Source organism: Paenibacillus sp. 01L418 (assembly GCF_056400045.1).
Genome location: NZ_JBFTSN010000130.1, coordinates 1 through 14,794, shown reverse-complemented (window position 1 = coordinate 14,794; position 14,794 = coordinate 1). Strand labels below are relative to the sequence as shown.

The 14,794-nt window shown below is 48.2% G+C and carries 10 protein-coding genes; all 10 read left to right on the top strand.

Translation table 11 applies throughout. The features are described from left to right. Nucleotides 1-192: 192 nt before the first annotated feature. Nucleotides 193-2,364, top strand: a complete 2,172-nt coding sequence (locus AC1DSE_RS16835) for a carbohydrate-binding protein (protein ID WP_477527933.1) — start codon at nucleotides 193-195, stop codon at nucleotides 2,362-2,364. 92 nt (nucleotides 2,365-2,456) lie between these two features. Further along, complete coding sequence (locus tag AC1DSE_RS16830; RefSeq protein WP_477509279.1) at nucleotides 2,457-3,119, top strand: HAD family hydrolase; 663 nt, start codon at nucleotides 2,457-2,459, stop codon at nucleotides 3,117-3,119. A 192-nt stretch (nucleotides 3,120-3,311) separates the two neighbouring features. Further along, complete coding sequence (locus AC1DSE_RS16825; RefSeq protein WP_477527932.1) at nucleotides 3,312-4,535, top strand: enolase C-terminal domain-like protein; 1,224 nt, start codon at nucleotides 3,312-3,314, stop codon at nucleotides 4,533-4,535. 31 nt (nucleotides 4,536-4,566) lie between these two features. Next, nucleotides 4,567-5,403 carry an NAD-dependent epimerase/dehydratase family protein gene (locus tag AC1DSE_RS16820; protein WP_477509277.1) on the top strand — a complete coding sequence of 279 codons (837 nt, stop codon included), beginning with the start codon at nucleotides 4,567-4,569 and terminating at the stop codon, nucleotides 5,401-5,403. A 276-nt stretch (nucleotides 5,404-5,679) separates the two neighbouring features. Then, nucleotides 5,680-6,810, top strand: a complete 1,131-nt coding sequence (locus AC1DSE_RS16815) for an ABC transporter ATP-binding protein (RefSeq protein WP_477527931.1) — start codon at nucleotides 5,680-5,682, stop codon at nucleotides 6,808-6,810. After that, the gene (locus tag AC1DSE_RS16810; protein ID WP_477527930.1) at nucleotides 6,807-9,758 is read left to right on the top strand and encodes an extracellular solute-binding protein; all 2,952 of its coding nucleotides are present in this window, start codon (nucleotides 6,807-6,809) and stop codon (nucleotides 9,756-9,758) included. The genes AC1DSE_RS16815 and AC1DSE_RS16810 overlap by 4 nt, the downstream gene beginning before the upstream one ends. Beyond that, on the top strand, nucleotides 9,755-10,726 hold the full coding sequence (locus AC1DSE_RS16805) for a carbohydrate ABC transporter permease (RefSeq protein WP_076269448.1): 972 nt from the start codon (nucleotides 9,755-9,757) through the stop codon (nucleotides 10,724-10,726). The genes AC1DSE_RS16810 and AC1DSE_RS16805 overlap by 4 nt, the downstream gene beginning before the upstream one ends. A gap of 4 nt (nucleotides 10,727-10,730) precedes the next feature. Continuing rightward, on the top strand, nucleotides 10,731-11,588 hold the full coding sequence (locus AC1DSE_RS16800) for a carbohydrate ABC transporter permease (protein ID WP_054027383.1): 858 nt from the start codon (nucleotides 10,731-10,733) through the stop codon (nucleotides 11,586-11,588). Between the two features lie 27 nt (nucleotides 11,589-11,615). Further along, nucleotides 11,616-13,631, top strand: a complete 2,016-nt coding sequence (locus AC1DSE_RS16795) for a YIP1 family protein (RefSeq protein WP_477509273.1) — start codon at nucleotides 11,616-11,618, stop codon at nucleotides 13,629-13,631. After that, on the top strand, nucleotides 13,624-14,794 hold a 1,171-nt coding region (locus AC1DSE_RS16790), incomplete at its 3' end, for a DUF5696 domain-containing protein (protein WP_477527929.1). The genes AC1DSE_RS16795 and AC1DSE_RS16790, both read left to right, overlap by 8 nt.

The window sequence follows — 14,794 nt, the reverse complement described above, 5'->3', positions numbered from 1 at the left end:
GTATGAAAGAAGCCGCTGCGAAACGGCAGTTCTCTTGTATCGCATTTACAACCAGCAGCCTTAAAACGCGAGCCTGGTCCCCCGGGGGACCAGGCTTTTTTCGATACCCCAGAAGCGGCGAAGGAGGTGGTAGGATCGAATAAATAGGGATTGGAGCATCGCGGTATCATCCATTTTTTGAGGAGGGAATTTATGTTGGTTAAAGGAAGAAGACAGGTTTACGTCATCCTATTGCTTGTTCTGGTTCTTATCTCAACGCAGCTCTCGTTATCACCATCCAAGGTATCGGCAGCTGGCAATTTGGCGCTGAACAAAAGTGTAACGGAAAGCAACCATACTCAGAGCTATATAACTTCAAACGCAACAGATGGCAATCAAGCAAGCTATTGGGAGGGAGCTGCAAGCAGCTATCCGAACTGGATTAGGGTCGATTTGGGCAGCAGCCAAGCCATCAATCAAGTAGTTCTTAAGCTGCCGCTTGCTTGGGGTGACCGTACGCAAACTTTATCTGTGCAGACTAGCAGTGATGATACAAACTACAACACCATTGTTGCTTCTGCGGCCTATACTTATCAATCCGGTACAAATGCGGTCACCATCAACTTTACAAGCACCAATGCGCGTTATGTCAAAATAAATGTGACAGCTAATACTGGAGCAACTGGCGGACAAATATCGGAGCTTGAGGTGTATGGACCGACCGTTGTAGCAACGCCAACGCCTTCACCGAGAGCGACGGCAGTTCCAACAGCTACACCTGCTCCAACAGCTGCGCCAGGCTCGATATCGGCTTTTGTTCAAACGGCAGCTTCCGCCTTTAACAGTCAATTTGGCACGCAATTGGAAAACTCCAGTGAAGGCGGTCAAAATGTCGCCTATGTGGACAACGGGGATTACCTTGTATTTAACAATGTGAACTTCGGGAGCGGAGCCTCATCGGTTGCGCTGCGTGTGGCAAGCCAAACAACCGGCGGCAATGTTGAAATTAGACTGGACAGCTTGAATGGCACGCTGGCAGGTACTTGCGCGGTAACGACTACGGGCGGCTGGCAGTCATGGACAACCAAAAACTGCTCCATTAACACAATAAGCGGAGTCCATAATCTATATTTAAAATTTACTGGAGGAGCAGGTAATCTGTTTAATATCAACTGGTTCAAATTTGCTGCTGCCGCAATTGGCGGCGATGTAGTCGGAAAGGTGTTTGCGGGTTACCAGGGCTGGTTTACCGCTGGGGGTGACGGATCACCTCTAAACAACTGGACACATTGGTCCAAAAACAATAATAATCTGACAGCGAACTCCAACGTAAACTTCGAGATGTATCCAGATTTAAGAGAGTATACGAAGCTGTATCAAACGAACTTAGGCAATTTAGGCAACGGTCAGCCAGCCAAGCTGTTCTCCTCTTATGATCAAGAAACGGTGAACAAGCATTTTGAATGGATGCAGACATACAACATTAGCGGCGCAGCGCTGCAAAGATTTGGGGCGGATGCAAACTATGCGCCGAATAATTGGAATCAGAACCGCGACAGCGTAGCTGTGAAGGTGAAAAATGCTGCTGAAACCTATAACCGCAAATTTTATGTGATGTATGACATTACGGATCTCAATCCAAGCCAGTGGGTCAATGCGGTCAAAAATGATTTTACCAACAATGTTGTTGGCACGATGAATTTAACCTCATCGACTGCCTATGCCAAGCAGGACGGTAAGCTGGTCATCTGTATTTGGGGGATCGGGTTTACCGATCGGCCGGGAACAGCAGCGGAATCCGCAGACTTAATCGCTTGGTTCAAAAACCAAGGCTATTATGTGATCGGCGGCGTTCCTACCCATTGGCGCAATGGGGATAACGATTCGAAGCCTGGTTTCCTCGATGTGTACAAATCGCTTGATATGCTATCGCCTTGGTTTGTCGGTCGGTTTAGCCAGCTAGCGGGCGCTGATCATTACAAGACGAATCAATGGGCGCCGGATTTCGCATTTACTCAGCAGAATGGCATCGTATATCAGCCCGTGATTTGGCCGGGTTTTGCATGGAAAAACATGAAAAACGGTCCCGTCAACGAAATTCCTCGTCTGCATGGCGATTTCATGTGGCGACAGGCTTACAATTTAAAAAGTTTAGGCATCAATACAGGTTATATTGCGATGTTTGATGAATATGACGAGGCGACGGCGATTGCCAAAGYCGCCGAGAACAGCTCGATGATTCCGAACAATCAATATTTCCTTACGCTCGATGCGGATGGCGTAGCCGTATCCTCTGATTTCTATTTGCGGTTGACTGGCGATATTGCACGTCTCTTCAATAATGAAATCCAATTAACCGTAAATCATCCGACTAGTCATCAGTAAACAATCACAGCTTTAAATGAAAAGGCGCTCCCCTAGCGGGATCGCTTTTTTCATGATTATAATAGAGAGATAGTAGGAGAGGAGAGATTGTTTTGAACAACATTAAACATATTATTTTTGACTTTGATGGTACACTGGCTGATACTTGGCCGGTGATGTTTCAAGTGATTTCAGGTGTATTCCAGAGATATGATGGCAGGCAAGTGTTGATTGAGGATATGTACGCATTGGCAGGGCCGACGGAGCTTCAAATTATTGAACAGCATCTAAGCAATCGCGAGCAAGTGGAAGCAGCCATAACCGAATATGTAGCTGAATACGAGCAGCGCCATGAGGAGCTCGTAGAGCGAAATACGGAAATAGCTGATTTGCTAGTCTCATTGCGGCAATCAGACATCGGAATTGCCATGTTCACAGGCAAATCGCGGCGTACGCTCGATATTTCGCTGGACAAGCTGGGCTGGGAGGTTAGCTTCGACAAGATTGTAACGGGCGATGATGTGGAGAAGCGCAAGCCATCAGCGGAAGGGATCCATCTTATATTAAACGAGCTTGGCTGGGCAAAGGAAGAAACTATTTTTGTCGGAGACAGCAACGATGATATGATGGCAGGTCAAGAAGCCGGAATACGTACCTTTGCTGCTCAGTGGATGGCTGTCGTGCAGGATAAAGATTACCGCGTCCTGCCGGAGCGAATTTTTAACGAGGTGGAAGCGTTCAAGCGGTTTGTACTTGAGCAATTAGAGAAAGTCTAATTTTAAACAGGTAAAAAGAGAGTATCCCATATATGGGATGCTCTCTTTTTTTATATTGTAAATACTAAGGCAATAAGCATCATAGGATTAGGAAAGAGGCTAACAATAGGACAGAAAGTTTAAAAATGCCTCATGTGGAATGCCGTGTGTTTGACTTAAACTAAACGAGACACGGAAAGGAAAGGTGAGGGCATGGCGAAAATAACGGGAATCAAATGTATTCGAACGCGTAAGAACGGAACTTGGACGATCGTAAAGGTGATGACCGATCAAGACGGGCTTTATGGACTCGGCTCGGCTTCGGATGTCTACAATCCGGAAGCCGTTGTACAAGTTATTGAGCAGTTGCTGGCGCCGCTTCTGATCGGCAAAGATGCCGCTAACATAGAAGATTTGTGGCAGACAATGTATATGTGCGGCTATTGGAGAAACGGAGCTATTTTGCATACGGCAATCGGCGGTATTGATATGGCATTATGGGATATAAAAGGGAAGGAAGCGGGATTGCCGGTCTATCAATTGCTCGGCGGGGCAAGCCGCGCGGCTGTGCCTTGTTATGGACATGCAGGGGGATCGGATATTTCCGAGCTCAAAGAGGATGTGCAGCGTTTTATGGAGGAGGGCTATACCGTCATCCGCGTGCAGATGGGCGGGTATGGGGGAGGCGGCTTCATTAACGCTGACAAAGCGAACCTGCCCGAGCGAGCTTGGACAAAAGGTCCTGTGTTTGACGAGCAGGCTTATTTGAATGCTATTCCGAACATGTTCGAGCAATTGCGGTCAGCGTTTGGCATGGGTATCCAGTTTACGCATGATGTACATGAGCATTTGTCTCCTATCAATGCGATTCAGCTGGCGAAGCGGGTTGAGCCCTATGGTCTGTTCTTTCTTGAAGATGYGCTCGCACCGGAGCAAATTGGCTGGTATCGCCATCTTCGTCAGCAGAGCGCAACGCCGCAGGCGGTTGGCGAGCTGTTCGTGAATCCGCAGGAGTGGACGGAGCTAGTCAAGGAGAGGCTGATCGATTTCATTCGCGTTCGCGTCTCGAAAGCTGGGGGCATAACGCCATGCCGCAAAATAGCAGCGCTGTGCGAAGCGTTTGGCGTGCGTACCGCGTGGCAGGAAGGCGGAGAGAATGATCCCGTTAACCAAGCGGCAGCGGTACATCTTGATATGGCGATATGGAATTTCGGCATTCAGGAAGTGAACCATTTTAGAGCGGAAGAGCTTGATGCCTTTGACGGGCATATCGTTAGAAAGGGCGGTTATCTTTACCCTTCGAACAAGCCGGGTCTTGGCATTGAGCTGGATGAGTTAAAGGCGCAGCTGCTCGTTGGGGACAACTGGAATCGCTCCGCATATCACAATCCTTATCACCTGGATCGAAAGGCTGACGGTACGCTTGTGCGGCCATAATACAAAGTTGAAAATTGGAGGTGCTTCTTCTATGAAAACAATCGCAGTAACTGGCGGGAGCGGCAAGCTCGGAACACAGCTCATTGGGGCGCTTCAGCAGGATGGCTATCAGGTTGTTTCCTTGGACAACGAGCGGTCAAATCAGCTGCATTGCAAGCAAATTAAAGTAGATTTAAATGATTTCGGGCAGGTCGTTTCAGCGCTTCACGGTGCGGATGCCATCATACATATGGCTGCTATTCCTGCACCGCTTGGCCATTCGTACCCGTATATATTCGCGAACAATACGGTTGCAGCGTATCATATTTTGGAAGCCGCCTCGATTCTTGGTATTCGGAAGGTTGTTATGGGCTCAAGCGAGTCTTCTTACGGCTTTGCATGGGCACCGACGCCATTTGCACCGGATTATTTGCCTCTGGACGAGGACCATCCGCAGCAGCCGCAAGAGTGCTACGGTCTATCGAAGGTAGTGAATGAAGTGACAGCTGCGATGTTCGATCGAAGGAATGGCATGCAGGTCATTTCACTCCGTTTCTCCATGATTACTAAACCTGAGGATTACAAGCATCTTGCGGTTGATAAGCCGGAGTCCTTTAAACATATTTTATGGAGCTATATTGATATACGAGATGCAGTCAGTGCATGTATCGCGTCGCTTCATGTGGAGGACCGCGAAGCGATTTGTCTCAATATTACGAGCAACGATACGCTTAGCGAATGGTCAACCGAGCGTTTGCTGCAGCAATTTTATCCGGGAGTCATCGATCTGCGCGCGCCTTTAACAGGGCGGACAGCCGTAGTCAGCAATCAAATGGCGAAGGATACGCTGGATTGGAGCCCTAAGTATTCTTGGGCAGACCATCGGTAAACAGCTGAATAAGTACAAATGGAAGAGGCCGACTCAACAGGTGCAAACCTAGCGAGGCGGCTTCTTTTTTTTATTGGCAGCAGAAGAGGCTGATTGTGGATTTGTTTCCATTATAGAAAGCGCTTTCTAGTATTGGAGGGAAAATAGTGATTTTCAGCTGATAGAGGCTAATTTTTGACAACAAAAGAAAATATCACCTCATATTTGCCGGCGAATGTATGCGTTAACATTAACAGTAGCAAGAGGAAGACAATACGTCATGAGAGGTGAGCAAGGGTGGGAAGCATTACGTTTAGCCATGTATATAAGCACTATAAAGGGGAGTCGCGTCCGGCGGTCAACGATTTCCWCCTTTCCATTGAGGAGGGGGAATTCCTGGTGCTCGTCGGTCCTTCCGGCTGCGGCAAATCAACAACGCTCCGGATGCTGGCTGGCCTAGAGGAAATCACCGAAGGAGATCTGTACATCGATGAGAAGTTCGTAAATTATGTCTCGCCCAAGGACAGAGATATTGCGATGGTATTTCAGAACTACGCCCTATACCCGAATCTAACCGTTTACGAAAATATCGCGCTAGGACTCAAGCTTCGCAAGACAGCAAAGCACGATATCGAGCTAAGGGTCAACCGTGTGGCGAAAATTTTGGAAATATCGCATCTGCTGGAGCGCAAGCCAAGCCAGCTGTCAGGCGGTCAGAAGCAGCGTGTCGCACTTGGCCGAGCGATAGCAAGGGAGCCGCAAGTGTTCCTCATGGATGAACCGCTGTCGAATCTTGATGCGAAGCTGCGTGCTCAAACAAGGGCGGAAATCATTAAGCTTCAGAGCGACCTCAAGCGGACAATGGTCTATGTGACGCATGATCAAGTCGAAGCGATGACGATGGGAACACGGATTGTCGTTATGAAGGATGGCGTTATTCAGCAGGTTGCCCCGCCTCGCCAGCTTTATGATGAACCGACGAATTTGTTTGTCGCCGGATTTATCGGCTCGCCCCAAATGAATTTTATGGAGGGGAGCCTAGTCTTGGAGGATGGTCTTTATTATTTCGTTAATAAGCGAATAAAGCTGCTCGTTCCAGAACGTCATTATGCGCATTTTGCGGTAAAAAGCGGATCGCTTCGCAACTGTGTGATGGGCATTCGCCCAGAGCATGTGTGGCTGAAGCGGGAAGAAACAAATGCGGAGGAGAATGACTTCTTTCGATGCGTAGTAGAGATGACGGAAGTAACGGGAGCCGATTCGTACGTGTATGTGAAGGTAGGAGAGAAAACGCTCATTGGCAGAACGGAGCCGGAGATCGTTTATCACAAAGAGGAGAAGCTTGTCGTTGGTTTCAACATGAGCAAGGTTCATTTCTTTGATGAGGAAACCGGCGTATCTTTGGCAGCTGGAGGAGAAGACAGATGAGGAGAATGAGGATGCTGGGCATCGCTCTTCGTCTCATTCTGGTTCTGGCGCTGGTGTTCGGAGTCATCCGCTGGATTACGGCCAGCGAACCCGTTCTTCATGCAACCTCGGTGAGCACGGAGCAGCTGCTGTCCTATAAAAGCAAAACAGAGGAGCTGCCATACGCGAAGCTGATGTACCAATATCCGGAGGCGGCCAAAACCGACGAGAGTCTTCCGTCCATTCTGATTTCACCAACCGCATATCAAGCTGCTGCTGAAGAATCGGCGGTCAGGATTGATAAGGAGCAAGGTGAAGCTGCGCTTTATTGGGAAAACGAAAAGGGCTGGGTGGAATGGACGTTCGACGTGCCGAAGGGCGGCTGGTATGAGCTTCATTTTGATTACAAGCCTTTAGAAGGCGGGAACGCCTCCGTCGTACGCGGCGTTCAAATTGATGGTCGATATCCGTTTACGGAGTCGGAACGCATTGAACTGGAGCGACTTTGGAAGGATTCCAAATTTCCATATGATCGCAACGAGATCGGACAGCAAATTCGTCCTCCGCAAACCGAGCTAGCCGGTTGGAGCGCAAAAGCGGCAACGATATTCTCTGCTTCATCTGAGCCAGTACTCTACCGGTTGGAACAAGGCCAGCATAAGCTGCGGTTGGTTGGGGTGAGAGAGTCCGTCGCGCTCCGAGAAATTGCATTCAAGCCAAAGGAAGAAATTCCAGCTTACGAGTATTACAAAAACATGCATCCGCCGGAAGAGGAGAAGCAGAGCTGGTTCAGCATGATCGAAGCGGAGCAGTTTCAGCGGAAATCAAGTCTCGCGATTCAGACCGATTTTTGGTCAGAGCCTTATATTTCACCTGACCCGAAAGGGCGAATTACTTATAACGTCTTAGGCGGTCAGCGCTGGCGATTGCCGGGCGAGTGGGTGGAATGGGAGCTTTCTGTGCCAGAGTCCGGCTGGTATGAAATCGACCTGAAAACATTTCAAAACTATCGAAATGGCTTTGAGGCATATCGCACCATCTCGATTGATGGAAAAACACCATTTCAGGAGCTGCTTCATTACGGTATTCCGACGAAGAAGGAATTCGACATTGGCACGCTTGCTGATGCAGAAGGGAAACCTTTCCTCTTTTATTTGGAGAAGGGCGCACATGTCCTGCGCATGACCGCTGACTCCTCACTCGTTCAGCCCGTTTATCTGGCTTTGAAGGAGACGCTGGATCAGCTCGCAATATTCGACCGACATATACGATTGCTTACAGGAAACTATAGCAAATCGGCTTTTGACGCCAACATCGATTCAACGCGAACGTGGAATATGAAGAAGCTTGATCCTGATGTCGAGCAGAAGATGACGGAATTTGTCGCCCAGTTAACGAATATTCGGAACTATATCAATGGTCTCAATAAAAAGGATTCTGATTTATCTGAAGCGATCAAAGGTTCCGTAGCGATACTCGAGAAGATGCTGGTGGATGTGAACGTGATACCGAATAAAATCAATGATTTCTCGACGATTCAGAACAATATTGGAACGTGGATGGCAACGCTGACTCAGCAGCCTCTACTTATGGATTATATCGTCGTACGGACGCCAAATACGGTTACGGATCTGAAAGTGCCGACGACGCTTTCAAGAGTGCCTTACTCGATTGCTGATTTTGGCCGCTCCTTCTATTTGGACTACGACACGCGCAAGCATAACAAGAAGGAAGCACTGACCATTTGGGTGCAGCGCGGTCGGGATTACGTCGAGCTGCTGCGTGAGATGGTGGATAATGATTTCACGCCACGGACGGGAATTGAAGTCAATATCAATCTGATGACTAACCCGAACATGCTCATACTTGGAAATGCAGCAGGAGACGTGCCTGATATTGCGCTTGGCGTTGGGGAGTCTACGCCAGCTGACTTCGCAATGCGGGATGCGGCTGCGGAGCTGTCTGACTTTCCAGGCATCAAGGATGTGCTTGACCGATTTATTCCCGGAGTCAGCCGTTCGCTTAGCTACGACGGAAAAATGTATGGACTGCCAGAGGTGCAGAACTTCCAGATGATGTTCTATAGAACCGACATTCTAGAAGGCTTGAACCTGAAGGTTCCGGATACATGGGATGAAGTGTTCGACATTTTACCAACGCTTCAGGAAAACGGAATGACGATGAATTATCCGAAAAGCGATTTCACTACACTTTTCTTCCAAAATGGTGCAGAGGTGTATTCGCAAGACGGTTTGAAGGGTGCGCTCTCGAGCGATGCCGGCCAGCAGGCATTCAAGCGCTGGACAGAGCTCTACAAGAAATACAATCTGCCGATTGACATACCAGCATTTTTCCAGCATTTCCGCGATGGAGATATTCCTATAGGTGTGGCCGATTTTAACACTTATGTGCAGCTGCTCGTTGCTGCTCCGGAAATAACCGGACACTGGAAAATCGCACCGCTGCCGGGCATCGAGCAAGAGAACGGCGAGGTAGCAAGATGGTCGCCGCAGGCTATATCTGCCGCGATGATCATGAAGAAAAGTGAACGGAAAGACGATGCTTGGAAGTTTCTAGAGTGGTGGACCTCGGAGGACGTGCAATCGCAATACGCCAAAGACGTCGAGTCCTTTTATGGCATTGAGTTCAGATGGAATACGGCGAATGTCAATGCGATGAAATCACTTACTTGGCCGAGCGATGACCTGAAGGCGCTTCAAGAGCAGGCGCGCTGGGCGAAAAACATGCCTTATGTACCGGGTTATTATTTCTTGAACAGAGAGATGGAATTTGCGTGGAATCGGACGGTTCTTGAAGGCATACCTGCGCAGGAATCGCTTGAGGCTGCTCAGCTTTCCTTGCAGCGGGAAATGAATCGCAGACAAAATGACTTTGGCATATCGGCTAATGAGGATTTGAAAATTCCGCAAATTAAACAACCTTACGAATGGGAGGAACCGCAGAAATGAATACGCAGCTTTCTCCCAGCATAGCTAAGCCGAAGCAGAAATCTGCTTTGCGTGTGAAATGGAATCGCTTTTGGCGGGAAATGAGACGTGATGCTTTTTGTTATCTGTTTCTTGCGCCGTTTCTCATTTGCTTCCTAATGTTTATCGTCATTCCGGTTGTTATGGCAGCGACACTTGGATTTACGTCCTATGACGGCTTTGGATCGCTTCATTTTATCGGGGTACGAAATTACATCAGCTTGTTCACACAGGACATCATTTTTCTAACTAAAGCGATTCCGAATACGTTTTTGTTCGCGTTAATCGTAGGGCCGGGAGGTTATATTTTAGCTTTCCTGTTCGCTTGGCTCATTCATCAGCTGCCCATTCGCATTCGCGATTACTACACGCTTGCGTTTTATGCACCGTCTATGGCTGGCGGCGTCGCTTTATCCGTCGTTTGGATTGCGACGTTCAGCGGTGACCGCGTCGGTTATTTTAACAATTTTTTGCTTAAGATGGGCTGGATCGACAGTCCGACGATTTGGCTGCAGGACCCTAAATATTTGCTCAATATTATGATCATCGTATCGCTCTGGGTTAGCTTTAGCGTTGGTTTTCTCGCTATGCTGGCTGGTCTTCAGACGGTAAATCGGGAGCTGTACGAGGCTGGCCGCATAGACGGGATTTCCAGCCGCCTGCAGGAGGTTTTCTACATTACAATTCCTTCGATGAAGCCGCAAATGCTGTTCAGCGCGGTCATGTCGATCGTAGGTACGCTGAAGGCAGGAGGCATATCCACCCAGTTGACGGGGATGGCGATTACTCCTTCCTATTCAGGGCATTTGATTATTAATCATATTGACGATTACGCTTTTATCCGTTTCGAGCTCGGTTATGCATCCTCGGTCTCAGTCATGCTGCTGATCATCAGTTATTTTGCAATGAGATTTGCTTATCGGCTGTTCGGATCAAAGGAGGAGCTGTAAAACCATGATTCGAAAACTTCGCAGAGTGACGCCGTTTCAGATCATCCTTGTCACTGTTTTTACCGCGCTGGCCGCATTCATGTCGCTGCCGATCGTGTTTATTTTGAACCATGCCTTCAAGCCGCAAAATGAGCTGTTTCTTTTCCCGCCGCGATTTTTGGTGCAAAATCCAACGCTGCGCAATTTTGAATCGCTTATATTACATGCATCAAACGCGACGGTTCCGTTTACCCGTTATTTGTTCAACAGTTTAATTGTAGCGGGACTTACGTTGTTTACGGTCATCATCGTCAGCACTATGGCAGGTTATGTGCTTGCGAAATACCAGTTTCATTTCAAGCAGCTGATCTTGTCTCTTATTACTTTATCGTTGATGTTCGCACCCGAGACCGTTGGGATTCCGAGGTACTTGATCATCAGCGGAATCGGCATCAACAACACGTATTTCGGACATATTTTGCCGGCATTAGCTTCTCCGATCGCCGTATTCATGCTGGTTGGCTTTATTTCGCAAATTCCGGGAGAACTGTTGGAAGCAGCCAAGATCGACGGGGCCAGCCACTTCGGTATTTTTACCAAAATGGTGCTTCCGCTCTCCGTTCCCGCCATTGCGACCATATCCATCTTCACATTCCAAGGCGTGTGGGGCGATGTGGAGACGTCAACCTTATTCATGCAAGAGGAAACGATGAGAACGTTAGCCTTCTATGTCAATAGTCTGCTTAGCGGACTGCAAAACAGCGTATCGGGACAAAACATGGCCGCCGCTGCCGGCTTGCTCATGTTCGTACCGAACCTAATTATCTTCTTGCTCTTCCAGCGAAGAGTGCTTGAGACGATGGTCCATTCCGGAATTAAGTAATTCAAACCAGCAAAGGAAGTCGTGACGATGAAGAGATTTCTAATATTCCTGCTTCTTGCGGCGACCTCCATGCTTGTCGCACCAGAAGCGATACACGCGGAGCTTCCCTATCGAACGGCCTACTATGACAGCAATCAATCGACTTGGCTGCGTATACAGCCGGTTTATACTCCAGCTGAAACGAAGGGAATTCGCTTTGTAGAGCCGATCGATCTGCAGGTGGGCGCAGACGATAAGGTTTATGTGGCTGACAAAGGAGCAAACCGAGTTATTGTGCTTGATAATGACGGAGCGCTGCTGCAGACGATTGGCGAAGAAGAGGGAGCCGGCATGCTCAGTGCGCCTGAAGGCTTATTCGTTACGCCGGAAGGGGTCGTTTATGTAGCCGATTCGGGCAATCAGCGCATTGCTGTCTTTCGTGCCGACGGTACGTTCGACCGTGAGTACAAGAAGCCCGCATCAACTTTTCTGGAGCAGGAGCATTTTGTTCCCGTAAAGCTTGTCGTTGATCGGCGCGGCGTTATGTATGTCAGCTTGAATTCCTCCTATCAGGGCTTGCTGCGCATGAATGACAAAGGGGAATTCATGGGTTTCTTTGGTGCCAATAAAGCGCAGCAAACGGTACTCAACTGGCTGAAGAAGCTCGTTCTCAACAAGGAGCAGCTGGATAAGGAGACGGCGAGCCTTCCCCGTCCAATCTCCAATGTTGCCATTGATAAAGATGGATTTATCTTTACAGCTACGGCAGCGGGATTTGGGCAGGGCGCTATTCGCAAGCTAAATGCGGGCGGTGTCGATGCTTTTAAGAATAAGACGCTCGTGAACGGCCATGGCATCGTTGATGTAGCAAGCGACTCAAAGGGCTTCTTATACAACATTGATATGGAATCGGCAAACATTAATATTTATGACCAAAATGGTGAAGCATTGTTTGCTTTCGGATTCATTGATAACGCAACACAGCAATATGGTGTTCTTGGATTTCCGACGAGCATTGGCGTAGATTCCAAATTCGGCGTCTGGATTTCTGACAGCCGAACAGGTACGATTCACAAATTTGTTCGCACGGAATTCGGAAGCGACGTTATGAATGCGTTAGGGCTCTATTTGGAAGGCAAATATGAGGAGAGCAAGCCTTATTGGGATCGCGTTTATGCCCGCAATGATATGTACAATGGAACTTTTCAAGGGCTCGGCAAGGTATATCTGCATGAGAATAACAACGAGGATGCGCTGACCTTCTTGAAAACAGCGTTTGATACGAAGGGCTATTCCAAAGCGTTCTGGCAAATCCGACTAGAGTTTTTGCAGCAGCATTTCATATGGATCGTTTTAGGTTTGGCAGCTTTGTTTCTCTTGCTTAGGTATAGCCGAATGCTACTAAAAAAGCAGCTTCAGCGCCGCCCTTTGCCTGAATCATGGCAGCGCCCGCTTGGCGATTTGCGCAACCTTTGGTACGTCATGCTCCATCCTTATCATGGATTTTACAAGCTGAAGGAAGCTAGAGTTGCACCTTGGATTATTATTTTTATTTTAGTTTCGGTTGTAGCGGTGAAGATCGTAACGATTTATTACACCGGGTTTTTGTTCCATCCCGTGGAGCTCTCGCAGGTCAATCTATTTGGAAGTTTGGGATTATTCGTAGTTCCTTGGGTAACGTGGATCATCGCGAATTATCTCGTATGCAGCGTGAAGGACGGGGAAGGGAAATTCAGAGAGGTCATTCAAGGCAGCACCTATGCGCTTGCACCGTATCTGTTCTTTTCCATTCCAACATTACTGTTGTCCAATATCGTGACGCTTGATGAGCGAGTGATCGTGGACTCATTAAACACGGTTATGTTCCTGTGGATGGGTGTCATGCTGATCGTTATGACGCAGGTCATTCACAATTTCGATTTTGTGGAGACGCTCAAAAATATCGCCATCACGATATTTACCATTGGCACGATTTGGCTGTTTGCCTTTCTCGTCTTCGGATTGTCCTACAATTTATACGATTTCTTCTATCAGCTTTACAAGGAGGTGACCTTCTATGGTTGAGTTCATCAAGCGTACTTCCCTTCGAGTAAAGCTTGCAGCAATCGCATTTTGCGCGTTACTTATTATCATTTTGGTTGTTATCATGCAAGGAGATGAGCTCTCGCCGGCACAGGCTCTTGCCTACACAGGGATTAAGGAGAGAGTAGTGAGCAAGGCTCCTCTCTATGAAGGCGAGGCTTGGAAACCGCAAGCGGGAGCTGATGGTTTCTCAGAAGCACTAGCAAGCGAGAACTTCGCGCTTTATATTCAGCCCGCAAGCACACAGATTGCTTTGGTTGATAAACGTACTGGCTATAGGTGGAGCAGCAATCCTTCAGAAGCTCAGCTAAGCAGCGAAACGGTTAAAGGTGTGCTGCTTGCCAATTTGAAATCGCCTTTTGTTCTCACTTATGTCAGGACACAAGGGAAGGATCAGACGATCAGGGAAGTGCTGAACGCGAATGATCCGAAAGTGCAAACAACGCTGATCAAAACGACAGAGGGGCTTCAGGTTTCCTATGTTTTCCCGGAAAAACAGCTGGGCTTTACGATCCAATACGAGCTTACGTCAAAGGGGCTTAAGGTACGGATTCCAACGGAGGGAATTAAGGAGGACGGAGAATATGCCGTCTTTACGGTAGACTTGCTTCCCTACTTTGGGGCGGCTTCCTCAGAAGAGGATGGATATATTTTTGTTCCAGATGGACCAGGCGGCTTGATCCGATTTGACAGCGAGCGGGCTGGCGTGTCTAGAGGTTATATCCATCAGGTATACGGCCTTGAACTAACCAATACCGGAAATTGGACGCGTTCAGGTGAGAGACGTGAGAATATTGCTTACCCGGTGTTCGGCATGAAACGAGGCAGCAATGCCTTTATGGCGGTGCTTACGGAGGGCGGTGATTCGGCGAATATTGCTGCGATGCCGCCAGGTCTTAAATCCAATTTGTATAACGTATTTTCCAATCAGATTTACCGTGAGGAATATTTGTACAGAATGAGCCGGCTTGCCGCACCGCTTAAAGCAGTACAGAAACAGCGATTGGATACGGATAGAGAGGTTGAATATCGCTTTCTTAATGGAGATGACGCTGGTTATGTCGGAATGGCGAGGGCTTATCGAGATTATATGAAGGAAACCGGTAAGCTGAACGAGCCGTTAAAGCCTGTTGAGCACACCCCTC

Bases quoted from the DNA above. Each gene is read 5' to 3' on its own strand.
- AC1DSE_RS16805 (WP_076269448.1), top strand. From the start codon at position 9,755: ATGAATACGCAGCTTTCTCCCAGCATAGCTAAGCCGAAGCAGAAATCT.
- AC1DSE_RS16800 (WP_054027383.1), top strand. From the start codon at position 10,731: ATGATTCGAAAACTTCGCAGAGTGACGCCGTTTCAGATCATCCTTGTC.
- AC1DSE_RS16810 (WP_477527930.1), top strand. From the start codon at position 6,807: ATGAGGAGAATGAGGATGCTGGGCATCGCTCTTCGTCTCATTCTGGTT.
- AC1DSE_RS16795 (WP_477509273.1), top strand. From the start codon at position 11,616: ATGAAGAGATTTCTAATATTCCTGCTTCTTGCGGCGACCTCCATGCTT.
- AC1DSE_RS16820 (WP_477509277.1), top strand. From the start codon at position 4,567: ATGAAAACAATCGCAGTAACTGGCGGGAGCGGCAAGCTCGGAACACAG.